This is a genomic window from Yersinia sp. 2553 StPb PI (assembly GCF_052217105.1).
Classification (GTDB): domain Bacteria; phylum Pseudomonadota; class Gammaproteobacteria; order Enterobacterales; family Enterobacteriaceae; genus Yersinia; species Yersinia enterocolitica_E.
The window spans coordinates 4,398,596-4,412,419 of sequence record NZ_JAZGPX010000002.1 but is presented as its reverse complement, the minus strand read 5'-3'; the positions used below and the strand labels follow the sequence as shown (position 1 = coordinate 4,412,419).

The window sequence follows — 13,824 nt, the reverse complement described above, 5'->3', positions numbered from 1 at the left end:
AATAATAAGGGCGGCTAATGCCGCCCTTATTGGGTATGGTAACGCTTGGTGCAAGAGAACAGTGTTGTTCGTTACTTAACAACCCGTAATGCTGGGCGACCACCGCTACGTGGCGGTTTTGGTGGCTCATCATCCGGGGAATGACTATCGTCCTGTGATACCTGAGTATCACCAGTGACTAATGTCAGGTTCTCAGCCGGTGCCGTCTCGCTGCCTTCCTCTGTGAAAGCCTCAAAATTGCCATCAGCATCAGAATCGTAAGCTTCTTCAGGCTCAAACATAGTGCCAGAGCCGTTTTCACGCGCATAGATAGCCATTACCGCAGCCATCGGCACGGTAACTTGACGAGGAACGCCACCGAAACGGGCATTGAAACTTACACCCTCGTTACCCAGCTCCAAATTACCCACGGCACGCGGTGCTACATTCAATACAATCTGCCCATCACGGGCAAATTCCATCGGCACCGAAACACCCGGCCGGGTGACATCCACAACCAGATGCGGAGTCAGTTGATTATCAATCAACCACTCGTAAAATGCGCGCAACAGATAGGGACGGCGCGGAGACATATCCGACATCTCCATAACAGTTAACCTCGGGTTTTCAGGTGCATTTCACGTTCAGCTTCAGTCAGGGAAGCCAGGAACGCATCACGCTCAAACACACGTGTCATATAACCCTTCAACTCTTTAGAGCCAGCACCGGTTAACTCGATACCTAAGACAGGTAAACGCCACAGCAGCGGAGCCAGATAGCAATCAACCAGGCTGAATTCTTCGCTCATAAAGAAAGGCATTTCATTAAATACCGGCGCGATAGACAACAGAGCTTCACGTAGCTGCTTGCGGGCTGCTTCAGCTTCCTGAGCATTACCTTGTTCGATCTTATGCATCAGGGAATACCAGTCTTTCTCGATGCGATTCATCATCAAACGACTGCTACCACGTGCAACAGGGTATACCGGCATCAATGGAGGATGAGGGAAACGCTCATCCAAATACTCCATGATGATACGGGATTCATACAATGTTAACTCGCGATCAACCAAAGTAGGAACGGTCTGGTAGGGATTGAGGTCAATCAGGTCCTGCGGCAGATTACCAGCTTCAACCTGCTCAATCTCAACACTGACACCTTTCTCCGCCAGTACGATACGTACTTGATGGCTAAAAATGTCGGTCGGGCCGGAAAACAGCGTCATTACCGAACGTTTGTTGGCAGCGACAGCCATGAAAACCTCCAAGATTATCTAGAAAACAGTGCGAATAGCCCACGGTTAGGTTGCTATCCTGAGTCGTTTTACCGCCGGTTCGTCATCTCGACAGCTGTTGCCGTAAATAAGCCTTGGTCGAGATAGTTATTCAGCCAGGGAGATACACGGACGCCAACAGTTCGCCGAACAGGCACAAAAGTGGGTGATAGTTTACCAGATTTTGCATGTTTTGTGGGGATGGTGCTGCGATTTCGTGATTAATTGTTTATCAGACAACGGTTTAGCAACGAAAATATAATATGTGATGCTATGGAAAGTGGTTTTTCAGGCATAAAAAAACCCGGTGAGACACCGGGTTTTTGCCATTAATCTGATGCCATAAAGGCAAAAAATTAACGTTTGGAGAACTGTGGACGGCGACGTGCTTTACGCAGACCCACTTTCTTACGCTCAACTTCACGCGCATCACGCGTTACGAAGCCAGCTTTACGCAGTTCTGGGCGCAGAGTCTCGTCATATTCCATCAGTGCACGGGTAATACCGTGACGGATAGCACCAGCTTGACCAGAAATACCACCACCTTTAACAGTGATGTACATGTCAAACTTGCTAACCATATCTAGCAGTACGAGCGGTTGCATAACAACCATACGGCCAGTTTCACGACCGAAGTACTCTTCGATGCTACGTTGGTTAATAACGATATTACCGCTACCCGGCTTAAGAAAAACGCGTGCAGCAGAACTTTTGCGGCGACCAGTGCCGTAGTATTGATTTTCAGCCATTGCCATAATCCCGATTAAATGTCCAGAACTTGCGGTTGCTGCGCCGCATGATTGTGCTCAGTACCTGCGTAAACTTTAAGTTTACGAAACATTGCACGGCCCAGCGGACCCTTCGGCAGCATGCCTTTAACCGCGATTTCAATCACACGCTCAGGACTGCGGGCAATCATCTCTTCAAAGGTCGCTTGTTTGATACCACCGACGTAGCCGGTATGACGGTAATAAATCTTGTCTGTACGCTTGTTACCGGTTACAGCAACTTTTTCTGCGTTCAGAACGATGATGTAATCACCAGTATCAACGTGCGGGGTGTATTCCGCCTTGTGCTTGCCGCGTAGGCGACTAGCCAGTTCAGTAGCGAGGCGACCTAAGGTCTTACCGTTCGCGTCAACAACATACCAGTCACGTTTTACAGTTTCTGGTTTCGCTGTGAAAGTTTTCATTATAAAAGCTTACCCAATTAATAAGTTACACGTTGGTGAACACCCAAACGTTCAAAAACAGTTGAGGCTCACACGACCATCAGTCCAGCAAACCTACCCCTTCGAATAGCCAATGCCGGCACTATCAAAGTTTTTGGGAAAAAAACTTTGTTGTAACGTGGGGTCGCAAGATTATAGAGAAGTCGACGTTAAAAATCGAACTGTTTTTGACGAGAAAGGTATAAATTAAACATGTTAAGTTAGGGCGAAGGAAAATCGCCCACCACAGAATAGCATTTTAGCGGGTCAGAAGTGAATAACGGTCGTGCAGATTATCCCTATGGCAGATGCGGTAAAGAGAGATACTCTTCACTTTGCATCTCTTGTAACCGCGATAAACAGCGTTGATATTCGAATTTAAGGCGCTCACCGCAATAAATATCGAACATTGATACTTCTGCCGCAATAATCAATTTTACCCGCCGTTCATAAAACTCATCCACGAGTGCCAGAAAACGCCTGGCCGTATTCTCATCTCGCGTCTCCATGCGGTGGACGTTGTGCAGTAATACCGTGTGATAGAGTTTGGATAGCGCAATGTAATCCAACTGGCTGCGGGCTTCTTCACACAATGTATGGAAATCTACCGCCAGAACACCCTGTGCTGAACAAATAGCAGGCAATGGCCGATGATTTACTTCCAGTATCGGCGCTTGGTCCCCCTCTTTACCGGCCAGTTTGACAAAAATATCGTCCATCGCCTGTTCAGTTTGTGGATTCAAGGGCGTCAGATAAAGATTTGCCTGAGTCAGGGTCCGCAGGCGGTAATCAATCCCCGCATCGACATTCATCACATCACAATACTGTTTAATCAATTCAATGGCTGGCAAGAAGCGGGCACGCTGTAAACCGTTATGATACAAATTATCCGGTGGAATATTGGAGGTGGTAACCAACGTGATACCTCTGGCAAAGAGTGCCTCCAGCAATGTCGCCAGTAACATGGCATCAGTAATATCCGAGACAAAAAACTCATCAAAGCACAGCACATCAGTCTGCGCTTTGAAACCGTCGGCAATAATCTCCAGCGGATTTTCATGACCTTGCAGCTCAGTCAGTTCTTGATGTACCCGTAGCATACAACGATGGAAATGCAGTCGCAGCTTGCGCTCACCCGGCAAGCTGTGGAAAAACAGATCCATCAGCCAGGTTTTACCCCGCCCAACACCGCCCCACATATATAGCCCCTGGGCGGGTCGTATGGGGGTCCGGGGTACAGCTCGCCCAATCAAACGGTTCAGCCGCCCGCGCAGACTCGTGCTGGTCGGCGCTATACTCTGGCGTTGATTTAGTTCCTGATAAAGCCTATCCAACCGTGCTACAGCACGCCGTTGTACCTCATCAGGTTGGTAGTCGCCAGCATCAAGTGCCTGCTGGTAAAGTGCTGTAGGTGTACTTGGTTGCATGTTTATCAACAATCCCTGATAAAATAGTTATCTACTTTTTGCGCGACTTTGTTGCTGATTTATCGGGCAATCGCCGCATTTACCGACACTGCCACTGCGAAGAAAGCCTGATAACCATAAGCAAAGTTGCATCAGGATTCCACTCCGACAAGGTTAACGGTTATAGTGGGTATTATTAAGTGAAAAAGTCCTGCTGAACAATGAAGTCAAAAAAGGAGTCATCATGACCTGGGAGTATGCGCTTATTGGGTTGGTTGTTGGTATCGTGATTGGCGCGGTGGCTATGCGCTTTGGCAACCGCAAATTGCGTCAGCAGCAAGTGCTGCAAAATGAGCTGGAGAAAAGCAAAACTGATTTGGAAGAATACCGTCAGGAACTGGTTGGGCATTTTGCCCGCAGTGCTGAGTTGTTGGATAATATGGCTCGCGACTATCGCCAGCTCTACCAACATATGGCGAAAAGCTCCAATAACTTATTACCGGACTTGCCACTGCAAGATAACCCGTTCCGCTACCGTCTGACTGAATCTGAAGCAGATAATGATCAGGCACCGGTAAAAATGCCACCTCGGGATTACTCTGAAGGCGCATCGGGGTTATTACGCCCGGAGCATCAGACCCGCGATTAAGCACACGTTTAGCTATCATACTGACTACGGTGGGGTGTATCTCACATTACCGTGGTCAGTACATTTACACTTCTATACTTACCTCTCCTTGAATTGCTTCATAGCGAGCCTTATATCAAGCCATATCTTAGGATGCTTATATTTAGGACAGCAGTAGCCTTTTGAAATAAGTGAATTTTTTAGCTAATCCAGAGTCTTAATTTACAACGGGCCTGTAACAGCCATCCATCCTATTCATTCACCGTTAGGTATTGAGAGAGTTTAAATCAATGAAGAAAAAGTCATTATTTCTTAGTGCGCTGGCATTGAGTGTCGGCTTAGGTCTCGCGTCTGTTCCAATGGTGAACGCAGCAGCTCTCCCAGCGGCAGTAGCAGGGCAGGCAGTCCCTAGCCTGGCACCGATGTTGGAAAAAGTTTTGCCCGCGGTAGTCAGTGTTCATGTGTCAGGAACACAGGCACAACAGCAACGTTTGCCAGAAGAATTCAAATTCTTCTTTGGCCCGAATGCACCCGCCGGTAAAGAAAGCAGCCGTCCATTCGAGGGGTTAGGGTCGGGTGTTATCATTAATGCCGAAAAAGGCTATGTGCTGACAAACAACCACGTTATCAATAATGCGGATAAAATTCGCGTTCAGCTCAATGATGGTCGTGAATATGATGCGAAGCTGCTAGGACGTGATGAACAAACCGATATCGCGTTATTGCAGTTAACCGATGCCAAAAATCTGACCGCGATTAAAATGGCCGATTCCGATAACCTGCGAGTGGGTGATTTTGCCGTTGCTGTCGGTAATCCATTTGGTCTGGGGCAAACAGCAACATCGGGGATTATTTCAGCCTTGGGTCGTAGTGGCTTGAATTTGGAAGGGTTGGAAAACTTTATCCAGACCGACGCCTCCATCAACCGTGGTAACTCTGGCGGCGCGCTAGTTAACCTCAATGGTGAATTGATTGGGATTAACACCGCAATTCTGGCCCCAGGTGGCGGCAACATCGGTATCGGCTTTGCTATTCCAAGTAACATGGCGCAAAACCTCAGCCAACAATTGATTGAGTTTGGCGAAGTGAAGCGCGGGCTATTGGGCATTCGTGGCAGCGAAATGACCGCTGACATGGCCAAAGCCTTTAATATTGATGCTCAGCGTGGTGCTTTTGTCAGTGAAGTGCTACCAAAATCAGCCGCATCTAAAGCAGGCATCAAAGCCGGTGATGTGTTGGTTTCTGTTGATGGGAAACCCATCAGTAGCTTTGCTGAGTTGCGGGCCAAAGTGGGCACCACGGGGCCAGGTAAAGCCATTAAAGTTGGCATGCTGCGCGATGGGAAACCGCTTGAAGTCACCGTAACCCTGGAAAACAGCAGCCCAACGTCAACTAGCGCAGAAACCTTATCGCCATCATTGCAGGGTGCATCCCTGAGCAATGGGGAAATAAAAGGGGGCAGTAAGGGCATCAAAGTTGAGAGCGTGACCAAAGGCTCACCTGCAGCGCAATCTGGTTTGCAGAAAGATGATGTGATTATTGCTGTAAACCGTGTCCGGGTTCAGGATATTACTCAGTTGCGCAAAGCCCTTGATGCGAAACCGGCGGTAATTGCACTGAATATTGTGCGCGGTGAAGAGAATATTTACCTGTTAATACGCTAATTTGCAGAAAAATCGGACACAGCACAATGCTGTGTCCGCCAAACTCATGCTATCCTCCTGTCATCCATTCATTTACGCCTTAAACCTCATGTTTCTTAAGCTATTGCGTTCTATTATTTTGGGGCTAATTATTGCCGGTGTCTTGCTGGTCGCAATACCTATGCTCCGTAGTCCGGGCCATATCTTTTCCGGCAAGAGCAATAGCATAGATGAAGAGGCTCCAGCCAGTTATAACCAGGCGGTACGCAGAGCTGCCCCTGCGGTGGTTAATGTCTATAACCGTAGCCTAAGCTCGACACAAGATGGACTGGCTATTCGTACATTGGGTTCTGGCGTAATCATGAGTGATAAGGGATATATCCTTACCAACAAGCACGTTATCAATAATGCTGAACAGATAATTGTGGCACTACAAAATGGCCGAGTATCCGAGGCATTACTCGTGGGTTCCGATGGCTTAACTGATTTAGCGGTACTAAAAATTGATGCGGTGAACCTACCAGTAATTCCAATCAATATTAATCGTGCCCCCCATATCGGTGATGTCGTGCTGGCAATTGGTAACCCTTATAACCTTGGCCAAACCGTCACCCAAGGGATTATCAGCGCCACTGGGCGTATTGGTTTAAGTGATTCCGGGCGACAAAACTTCCTTCAGACCGATGCTTCAATCAATCAGGGGAATTCTGGCGGTGCGCTGGTGAATACCTTGGGCGAACTGATGGGAATTAACACTCTGTCCTTTGATAAGAGCAGTAACGGCGAAACACCGGAAGGGATTGGTTTTGCGATTCCGACAGCACTTGCGACCAAAGTGATGGAGAAACTTATCCGTGACGGTCGAGTGATACGTGGCTATATCGGAGTTACCGGCGAGGAATATCCGCCCTTCAATGCCAGCGGCAATAGTACGGATCGGGTGCATGGGATTAAGGTCAATGACATATCAGCTCATGGCCCCGCAGTAGATGCAGGTCTGCAAATTGGCGATATCATCCTTAGTGTTAATAATAAACCGGCGACATCCGTTATCGAAACTATGGATCAGGTAGCAGAAATCCGCCCCGGCACCACCATCCCTATCTTATTGTTACGTAACGGCCAACAGATGACGGCACAAATCACTATCAGCGAGTTAGATCAAAATGCCGTGCTAGGTCATCAGACAACCCCACAACCGTAATAGTCATCTTGAAATTCGGGTAAAAAAGCAGCCAACTGCACTTACGTCGTGATAGAAGAAGAGTTTAGCCATAAAAAATGCCAGCGCGATATCATCGGCTGGCATCTGTTTTTCTTGCGTTTTAGCGGGTTTATTCGCCTTTTATACGCTCAATCTTGGCACCCAAGGCACGCAATTTATCTTCGATACGCTCGTAGCCACGGTCGATATGATAAATACGATCAACGATAGTTACCCCGTCAGCAATACAGCCCGCTAATACCAAACTGGCTGAAGCACGCAAATCAGTGGCCATCACCTGGGCACCTGATAGTTGCTCAACACCATAACAAATCACGGTATTGCTCTCGATTTCTGCATGTGCGCCCATCCGAATAAGCTCAGGCACATGCATGAAGCGGTTCTCAAAAATGGTCTCAGTGATAACACCGGTTCCTTCCGCCACCAAATTCAATAAGCTGAATTGAGCCTGCATATCGGTTGGAAAACCAGGGTGCGGCGCAGTGCGTAGCGTAACCGCTTTCGGACGCTGCCCGTGCATATCAAGGCTTATCCAGTCGTCGCCAATCTCAATATCAGCACCCGCTTCACGCAGTTTAGCCAATACCGCATCCAGCGTATCAGGCCGAGTTTGACGGCACACAACCTTACCACCAGAGATGGCCGCAGCAACCAGGAAAGTACCGGTTTCAATGCGATCAGGCAGCACACGATAAACACCACCACCCAAGCGAGCAACGCCCTCGATGGTAATTCTGTCAGTACCTGCACCACTGATTTTCGCACCCAGCGTATTGAGGAAATTAGCCGTATCGACAATTTCTGGCTCACGGGCCGCATTCTCAATTACGGTGGTGCCTTCAGCTAATGTGGCAGCACTCATAATGGTAACAGTCGCGCCAACGCTGACTTTATCCATGACGATATGCGCGCCTTTCAGGCGGCCATCGACGGACGCTTTAACATAGCCCTCTTCCAGCTTGATTTCAGCACCCAGTTGTTCCAAACCGGAAATATGCAAATCAACCGGACGCGCACCGATAGCGCAGCCGCCGGGTAAAGAAACCTGGCCTTTGCCAAAACGGGCAACCAGTGGCCCCAACGCCCAAATAGAGGCACGCATGGTTTTGACTAAATCATAAGGAGCGCAAAACTCATCCACGCCGCTGGCATCAACAAAAACTGAACCAGAGTCATTACGCTCAATTTTTGTGCCTAATTGGCTGAGCAGCTTAATGGTGGTATCAATGTCTTTTAGCTGTGGGACATTTTGCAACTCTACTGGTTCTTCAGCCAGCAATGCAGCAAACATTATTGGCAATGCGGCGTTTTTCGCTCCTGAAATAGTGACTTCACCGCTTAGGCGAGTCCGCCCCTGCACACGAAATTTATCCATTGTGACCACTCTCTGTTGTCAATTCGAATTTACTGCCCGCCTTAGAACTGTCGACGCTTCGTTAAACAGCTCCCGGGCCAACAGCATTAAAAGCCGTTTAGTTTGCGATCCCGTTGCCACTCTTGCGGCGTATAGGCCTTAATTGATAAGGCATGAATACGGTTATCAGCGATATATTCCATCAAAGGCGCATACACAGCCTGCTGTTTTTTCACCCGGCTCATATCGGCAAATAACTCACCGACAGCAATCACCTGAAAGTGGCTGCCATCACCGGTAACATGCGCTTCTTGTAATGCTAATGCTTGCATCAGCACGTCTTTAATTTCGTTAGTATCCATAAGATTCATTCTATTTTAAGAGGATCGTTATTTTTAAGTGAAGCATAGCCAGCCAAACATATTAGTGGAATACGGCGAGCTCCGAAACTAAAGAAAAGCCCCTGTTTCGTTGTTACGCACAGGGGCCTTTGAATATCTTTGGCTTTTATACCCTTCTTACCTGGGTATAGCTTTTGGTATAGACGACACAGAAAGCCGCGAACTTAACTAACGAGCCATTTCTACCGGAATGATGTGCTGGAGGTTGTACAGCTCAATTAGAGTAGACAACCGATCACTGACACCAGTAATCGTTAATGAGACACTTTGTTTGCCTGCCGGTTCATGAAGAGAATGCAGTTCGCGAAAGTGCACCAGCAATGCCAGACCGGATGAGTCGACACGCTGTAATTGGCTGACATCAATATGAGTCTTACCCGCCAATAACGCCTCACGCTGCTGCCAAAGTGGTAACAGTGTTTCACGATCTAATTCACCTCGCAGCGCCAGCGTTTCTTGCTGTGACTGCCAGCTCAATTTATCTACCATAATTATTGCTTATCTAACGTAATTGGCTGTTTCGCGGCGATCAACAACTGCTTAGTCAGGCCATCAACCCCTTGCTGACGCAGGATAGAAGCCCACTCATTTTGCTTAGTACTAATCATGCTAACCCCTTCGGCTATCATGTCATACGCCTGCCAGTTACCGGTTTGGCTATTTTTACGCCATTGAAAATCTAAACGCACAGGTGGTCGGCCATTTGGATCAAGAATAGTCACGCGAATAGCAACAATATTGGCATCACCCAGTGGTTGGTCTGGTGCAACATCGTAAGTTTGGCCGTGGTACAGCGCCAATGCCTGACCGTAAGCCTGTTCCAGATATTGACTGAACGCATTGAAGTACGCTTCGCGCTGCGCAGGGGTCGCCGCTTTATAATAGCTACCCAGGACTAACGCACCGGCGTATTTGATCTGGACAAATGGCAACAGTTCTCCACGTACGATGGTGCGCAAATAGTCTGGGTTCTGTTTGATCTTAGGTTGTTCGGTTTTTAAGCGCGTGAATGTTCTTTGCGCGGCTTCATCCATCATTCGGTATGGATTAGTTTGATCGACAGCATTCGCCAGTGGTGCTACCACCAGCAACGCAACCATAAGTAAACGTTTAAACATTCAGAGACCCTCTTAAGGATGTTGAGTTGCAGGTAAGCTGCCGTTATCTGTCGGAGTGGGCGCCGCTGCCGTTGGGGCTACTGGCTCACTTGCTGGCGCATCAGAATTACCATCCCCGCCACTCTTGTACAAGAACTGGCCGATAAGATCTTCCAACACCAGTGCAGATTTGGTGTCTTGAATTATACCGCCATCTTTCAAAATAGTGGTGCCCATATCCGGGTCTTCAAAACCGACATTTAGTGCCAGGAACTGTTCACCCAATAAGCCAGAAGTGCGTACCGCCAAAGAGCTGGTATCCGGGATATGGTTATAACGTTGCTGAATATCTATCGCCACACGTGGGCTGTAGTTTTTGGTATCCAGCGTGATGTCAGCCACCCGCCCCACCACAACACCGCCAATTTTGACCGGCGAATTGGTTTTCAGACCACCCACATTGTCAAACGTTGCATAAATTCGATAAGTCGGCTGGTTGCCTACTGATTTGATATCCGCAACCTTCAGGCAGAGAAATACGACCGCCAGAATAGCAATCAGTATAAACAAACCTACCCAGACTTCACTTTTCTTCGTTTGCATCGACTCAATTCCCAAACATCAGTGCTGTCAGCACAAAATCCAATCCCAATACCGCCAGCGATGAATGCACTACGGTACGGGTCGTTGCCCGGCTAATCCCTTCAGATGTTGGGATCGCATCATAACCATTGAACAGCGCAATCCAGGTCACAGTAATAGCAAATACCAGACTCTTAATTAGGCAATTCAGTAAATCGGTACGCCACTCCACAGCATTTTGCATCGCCGACCAGAAGAAACCGCCATCGATCCCTTTCCAGTCAACCCCCACCACAGAGCCACCCCAGATACCGACGGCAACAAAAATAGCGGTTAATAATGGCATACTGATAAGACCTGCCCAGAACCGGGGAGCCACCACTCGACGCAGCGGGTCGATTGCCATCATTTCCAAACTGGAAATCTGTTCAGTGGCTTTCATCAAGCCAATCTCCGCGGTTAGAGCAGAACCGGCGCGACCGGCGAACAACAGTGCGGTTACCACTGGCCCCAACTCACGTAGCAGTGATAAAGACACCATCATCCCAAGACTGGCTTCAGCACTGTATGTGGTGAGGATCAAAAAGCCCTGTAACCCCAGAACCATGCCGATAAACAGACCGGAAACCACGATAATCAGTAGCGATTGCACACCGACGCTATAGAGCTGTTTAACCAATAATGGCCATTGTTTTCGCGGTTCAGGCCGCCCGACAAGGGCATTGAATAACATTAAACCCGCGCGACCAAAGGATGCGCTGACATTAATGCCCCTACGCCCTAAAGACGCTAACGCCTGTACTAACATGAATACTCCATCAGCCTATCTCCTTCGTATTTAAAGCTACAGGGGGTTAGCTACGATAACTCCCGAACCACTTAACCGAGTAAGTTCATCGGGGATAGCTCGCTTACTGCCTACCTGCAACTCCAATTACTTTGGGTATAACAGCTCAGTTTTATAATCACCGGCTGGGAAACGGAAAGGCACCGGCCCGTCGGCAATACCATCAAGGAACTGGCGCACCCGCATATCGCTATTGGCTTGCAACTGTTCCGGTGTTCCTTCGGCAATAACATGCTGATCGGCAACAATATAGGCATAATCAGCAATACTAAGGACTTCAGGCACATCGTGGGAAACCACCACACAAGTCACGCCTAATGCATGATTCAGCTCATCAATCAGTTTTACCAGCACCCCCATAGTTATAGGGTCCTGACCCACAAATGGCTCATCAAACATAATCAATTCAGGATCAAGGGCAATGGCCCTTGCCAGTGCAGCACGCCGCGCCATACCGCCGGAAAGTTCGGCAGGCATCAGATTAGCCGCCCCACGCAGCCCCACGGCTTCCAACTTCATCATCACCGTACTGTGCAGCAATTCCTCCGGCAAACGGCTATGTTCGCGTAATGGGAAAGCCACATTCTCAAACACGGTCAAATCAGTGAATAACGCACCAGATTGAAACAGCATGCTCATTTTCTTACGCACATCATACAAACGCTGACGTGAAAGCGCCGGAATATTATCACCATCAAACCAGATTTCACCTGCATCCGGTACAAGTTGCCCACCGATCAGGCGCAACAATGTGGTTTTACCAATTCCTGATGGCCCCATAATCGCAGTCACTTTGCCGCGGGGGACCGTCATGTTGATATCGGCGAATATCGGACGCTCACCACGGGTAAAACTCATCCCGCGGATCTCTATCAAATTCGACGACAATTGCTTCATTATCATTCGTCCCTTTAGGCCTTTAATTACTCATCCGAGCGCCAATGCTACATCAAATGGCGGCAACGAGCACAATGGGAAGTATTTTGGCAACTTATTGTCACTTTTTCGTAGCCAAAGTTGCCATAAGTTTTACTTTTCTGGCACTCACAGTCAAAATTAGGGTTAACTCAAAAAAGAGCGTAAAACGCTGTTAGTGGTTTTTACCCATGGGCTAGCTGTTTTCCACCGAAAATGGGTTACCAACAGTCAGCTTCTACCAACGGATCGGGATTATACCTAATAAAGGACTCTGCATGCCTCTTGCGATAACACTATTAATCATCGGCTTGGTCTTATTAGTGTATGGCGCTGATCGATTAGTTTATGGCGCCGCTGTGTTATCCCGTTCTTTCGGCATCCCCCCCCTTATTATTGGGATGACCATCGTCGGTATCGGCACATCGCTACCTGAGTTGATCGTTTCGGTGACTGCAGCACTGAATAATCAAACCGATATGGCGGTTGGGAATGTGCTTGGCTCTAATATTACCAATTTACTGCTGATTGTCGGTGGTGCAGCCCTTATACGCCCATTAACAGTACGATCAGAGATTTTACGCCGTGAATTACCGTTGATGCTGGTAGTGACGGTGCTATGTGGTTTCCTGCTGGCTGATAACCATCTCAGCCGTGGAGATGGTATTATTTTGCTGGTAGCAGCAGCGGCGTTTATTATTCTGATGCTGAAAATTGCCCGTCTGGCCCATGTGGAAGGCAATGACATCCTGACTCGCGAACAGTTGGCTGAATTGCCTCAAGACAGTAGCAATACCGTCGCTCTTTTGTGGTTAGTGTTAGCTTTCATTATCTTGCCACTCTCGGCCAAAATGATTATCGATAATGCCACGGTCATTGCCCGGGTCGCAGGTGTCAGTGAACTGGTTATAGGGCTGACTGTTATTGCCATTGGCACCAGTTTGCCTGAACTGGCTACTTTTATCGCTGGCGCGCTGAAAGGGGAAGATGATATGGCGGTCGGCAATATCATCGGTTCGAACATTTTTAATATTGTGATTGTGTTAGGTGTACCTGCTCTGCTCTCCCCTGGCGATATTAATCCAGAAGCTTTCCAGCGCGACTATTGGGTGATGCTCGGTGTCAGTGTGATATTTACCCTTCTTTGCCTGGGGCGTAAACATCGCATCGGTCATATGGCAGGTGCTCTGTTATTATGTGGGTTTATCGCTTATCTAGCGGTGCTGTTTTTTGCACCCTTTAATGTGGCATAACCATGTTCATT

Annotated in this window: 16 protein-coding genes; 4 read left to right on the top strand and 12 right to left on the bottom strand. The window is 48.2% G+C overall.

What is annotated here, in order from left to right; all coding sequences use genetic code 11:
* Positions 1–71 precede the first annotated feature (71 nt).
* The 5 genes from sspB to zapE all read right to left on the bottom strand — a co-directional run bounded on the left by sspB (position 72) and on the right by zapE (position 3,889).
* Positions 72–587 carry a ClpXP protease specificity-enhancing factor gene (gene sspB / locus V2A84_RS21545; RefSeq protein ID WP_083162290.1) on the bottom strand — a complete coding sequence of 172 codons (516 nt, stop codon included), beginning with the start codon at positions 585–587 and terminating at the stop codon, positions 72–74.
* 5 nt (positions 588–592) lie between these two features.
* Positions 593–1,234, bottom strand: a complete 642-nt coding sequence (gene sspA, locus V2A84_RS21540; RefSeq protein ID WP_083162288.1) for a stringent starvation protein SspA — start codon at positions 1,232–1,234, stop codon at positions 593–595.
* A gap of 374 nt (positions 1,235–1,608) precedes the next feature.
* Complete coding sequence (gene rpsI, locus V2A84_RS21535; protein WP_049612534.1) at positions 1,609–2,001, bottom strand: 30S ribosomal protein S9; 393 nt, start codon at positions 1,999–2,001, stop codon at positions 1,609–1,611.
* 14 nt (positions 2,002–2,015) lie between these two features.
* Positions 2,016–2,444 (bottom strand): 50S ribosomal protein L13, encoded by a 429-nt coding sequence (gene rplM / locus V2A84_RS21530; protein WP_049612536.1) that lies wholly within the window; start codon positions 2,442–2,444, stop codon positions 2,016–2,018.
* Between the two features lie 317 nt (positions 2,445–2,761).
* The gene (gene zapE / locus V2A84_RS21525) at positions 2,762–3,889 is read right to left on the bottom strand and encodes a cell division protein ZapE (protein ID WP_083162286.1); all 1,128 of its coding nucleotides are present in this window, start codon (positions 3,887–3,889) and stop codon (positions 2,762–2,764) included.
* 223 nt (positions 3,890–4,112) lie between these two features.
* Between zapE and zapG the strand changes: the two genes are divergently transcribed.
* The 3 genes from zapG (at position 4,113) to degS (ending at position 7,343) form a co-directional block, all read left to right on the top strand.
* Positions 4,113–4,517, top strand: coding sequence for a Z-ring associated protein ZapG (gene zapG, locus V2A84_RS21520; RefSeq protein ID WP_004714934.1), 405 nt, complete (start codon positions 4,113–4,115; stop codon positions 4,515–4,517).
* Between the two features lie 269 nt (positions 4,518–4,786).
* Complete coding sequence (degQ, locus tag V2A84_RS21515) at positions 4,787–6,160, top strand: serine endoprotease DegQ (protein WP_083162284.1); 1,374 nt, start codon at positions 4,787–4,789, stop codon at positions 6,158–6,160.
* 88 nt (positions 6,161–6,248) lie between these two features.
* Positions 6,249–7,343, top strand: coding sequence for an outer membrane-stress sensor serine endopeptidase DegS (gene degS, locus V2A84_RS21510; RefSeq protein WP_083164037.1), 1,095 nt, complete (start codon positions 6,249–6,251; stop codon positions 7,341–7,343).
* Between the two features lie 130 nt (positions 7,344–7,473).
* Here the strand turns inward: degS and murA are convergent, their stop codons facing one another.
* The 7 genes from murA to mlaF form a co-directional block, all read right to left on the bottom strand.
* Positions 7,474–8,739, bottom strand: coding sequence for a UDP-N-acetylglucosamine 1-carboxyvinyltransferase (murA, locus tag V2A84_RS21505; RefSeq protein ID WP_083162282.1), 1,266 nt, complete (start codon positions 8,737–8,739; stop codon positions 7,474–7,476).
* 86 nt (positions 8,740–8,825) lie between these two features.
* Complete coding sequence (ibaG, locus tag V2A84_RS21500; protein WP_004710915.1) at positions 8,826–9,080, bottom strand: BolA family iron metabolism protein IbaG; 255 nt, start codon at positions 9,078–9,080, stop codon at positions 8,826–8,828.
* A 207-nt stretch (positions 9,081–9,287) separates the two neighbouring features.
* A complete protein-coding gene (gene mlaB / locus V2A84_RS21495; RefSeq protein WP_442849051.1) occupies positions 9,288–9,608 on the bottom strand; it encodes a lipid asymmetry maintenance protein MlaB in 321 nt (106 codons plus the stop codon).
* A gap of 2 nt (positions 9,609–9,610) precedes the next feature.
* Positions 9,611–10,237, bottom strand: coding sequence for a phospholipid-binding protein MlaC (gene mlaC, locus V2A84_RS21490; protein WP_083162278.1), 627 nt, complete (start codon positions 10,235–10,237; stop codon positions 9,611–9,613).
* Positions 10,238–10,249: 12 nt separating this feature from the next.
* Positions 10,250–10,819, bottom strand: a complete 570-nt coding sequence (gene mlaD / locus V2A84_RS21485; RefSeq protein ID WP_083162276.1) for an outer membrane lipid asymmetry maintenance protein MlaD — start codon at positions 10,817–10,819, stop codon at positions 10,250–10,252.
* A 4-nt stretch (positions 10,820–10,823) separates the two neighbouring features.
* Complete coding sequence (gene mlaE / locus V2A84_RS21480) at positions 10,824–11,606, bottom strand: lipid asymmetry maintenance ABC transporter permease subunit MlaE (RefSeq protein ID WP_083162274.1); 783 nt, start codon at positions 11,604–11,606, stop codon at positions 10,824–10,826.
* Positions 11,607–11,732: 126 nt separating this feature from the next.
* Positions 11,733–12,542 (bottom strand): phospholipid ABC transporter ATP-binding protein MlaF, encoded by an 810-nt coding sequence (mlaF, locus tag V2A84_RS21475; protein ID WP_083162272.1) that lies wholly within the window; start codon positions 12,540–12,542, stop codon positions 11,733–11,735.
* Positions 12,543–12,838: 296 nt separating this feature from the next.
* On the opposite strand from mlaF, the gene V2A84_RS21470 reads away from it, so the two are divergent.
* Positions 12,839–13,813 (top strand): calcium/sodium antiporter, encoded by a 975-nt coding sequence (locus V2A84_RS21470; RefSeq protein ID WP_102970525.1) that lies wholly within the window; start codon positions 12,839–12,841, stop codon positions 13,811–13,813.
* Positions 13,814–13,824 lie beyond the last annotated feature (11 nt).

Excerpts from the sequence above, each read along its gene's own strand:
- degQ (WP_083162284.1), top strand. The coding sequence starts at position 4,787 with ATGAAGAAAAAGTCATTATTTCTTAGTGCGCTGGCATTGAGTGTCGGC.
- sspB (WP_083162290.1), bottom strand. The coding sequence starts at position 587 with ATGGAGATGTCGGATATGTCTCCGCGCCGTCCCTATCTGTTGCGCGCA.
- degS (WP_083164037.1), top strand. The coding sequence starts at position 6,249 with ATGTTTCTTAAGCTATTGCGTTCTATTATTTTGGGGCTAATTATTGCC.
- mlaE (WP_083162274.1), bottom strand. The coding sequence starts at position 11,606 with ATGTTAGTACAGGCGTTAGCGTCTTTAGGGCGTAGGGGCATTAATGTC.
- mlaF (WP_083162272.1), bottom strand. The coding sequence starts at position 12,542 with ATGAAGCAATTGTCGTCGAATTTGATAGAGATCCGCGGGATGAGTTTT.
- murA (WP_083162282.1), bottom strand. The coding sequence starts at position 8,739 with ATGGATAAATTTCGTGTGCAGGGGCGGACTCGCCTAAGCGGTGAAGTC.
- rplM (WP_049612536.1), bottom strand. The coding sequence starts at position 2,444 with ATGAAAACTTTCACAGCGAAACCAGAAACTGTAAAACGTGACTGGTAT.
- mlaC (WP_083162278.1), bottom strand. The coding sequence starts at position 10,237 with ATGTTTAAACGTTTACTTATGGTTGCGTTGCTGGTGGTAGCACCACTG.
- ibaG (WP_004710915.1), bottom strand. The coding sequence starts at position 9,080 with ATGGATACTAACGAAATTAAAGACGTGCTGATGCAAGCATTAGCATTA.
- mlaD (WP_083162276.1), bottom strand. The coding sequence starts at position 10,819 with ATGCAAACGAAGAAAAGTGAAGTCTGGGTAGGTTTGTTTATACTGATT.
- zapG (WP_004714934.1), top strand. The coding sequence starts at position 4,113 with ATGACCTGGGAGTATGCGCTTATTGGGTTGGTTGTTGGTATCGTGATT.
- mlaB (WP_442849051.1), bottom strand. The coding sequence starts at position 9,608 with ATGGTAGATAAATTGAGCTGGCAGTCACAGCAAGAAACGCTGGCGCTG.
- sspA (WP_083162288.1), bottom strand. The coding sequence starts at position 1,234 with ATGGCTGTCGCTGCCAACAAACGTTCGGTAATGACGCTGTTTTCCGGC.
- zapE (WP_083162286.1), bottom strand. The coding sequence starts at position 3,889 with ATGCAACCAAGTACACCTACAGCACTTTACCAGCAGGCACTTGATGCT.
- V2A84_RS21470 (WP_102970525.1), top strand. The coding sequence starts at position 12,839 with ATGCCTCTTGCGATAACACTATTAATCATCGGCTTGGTCTTATTAGTG.
- rpsI (WP_049612534.1), bottom strand. The coding sequence starts at position 2,001 with ATGGCTGAAAATCAATACTACGGCACTGGTCGCCGCAAAAGTTCTGCT.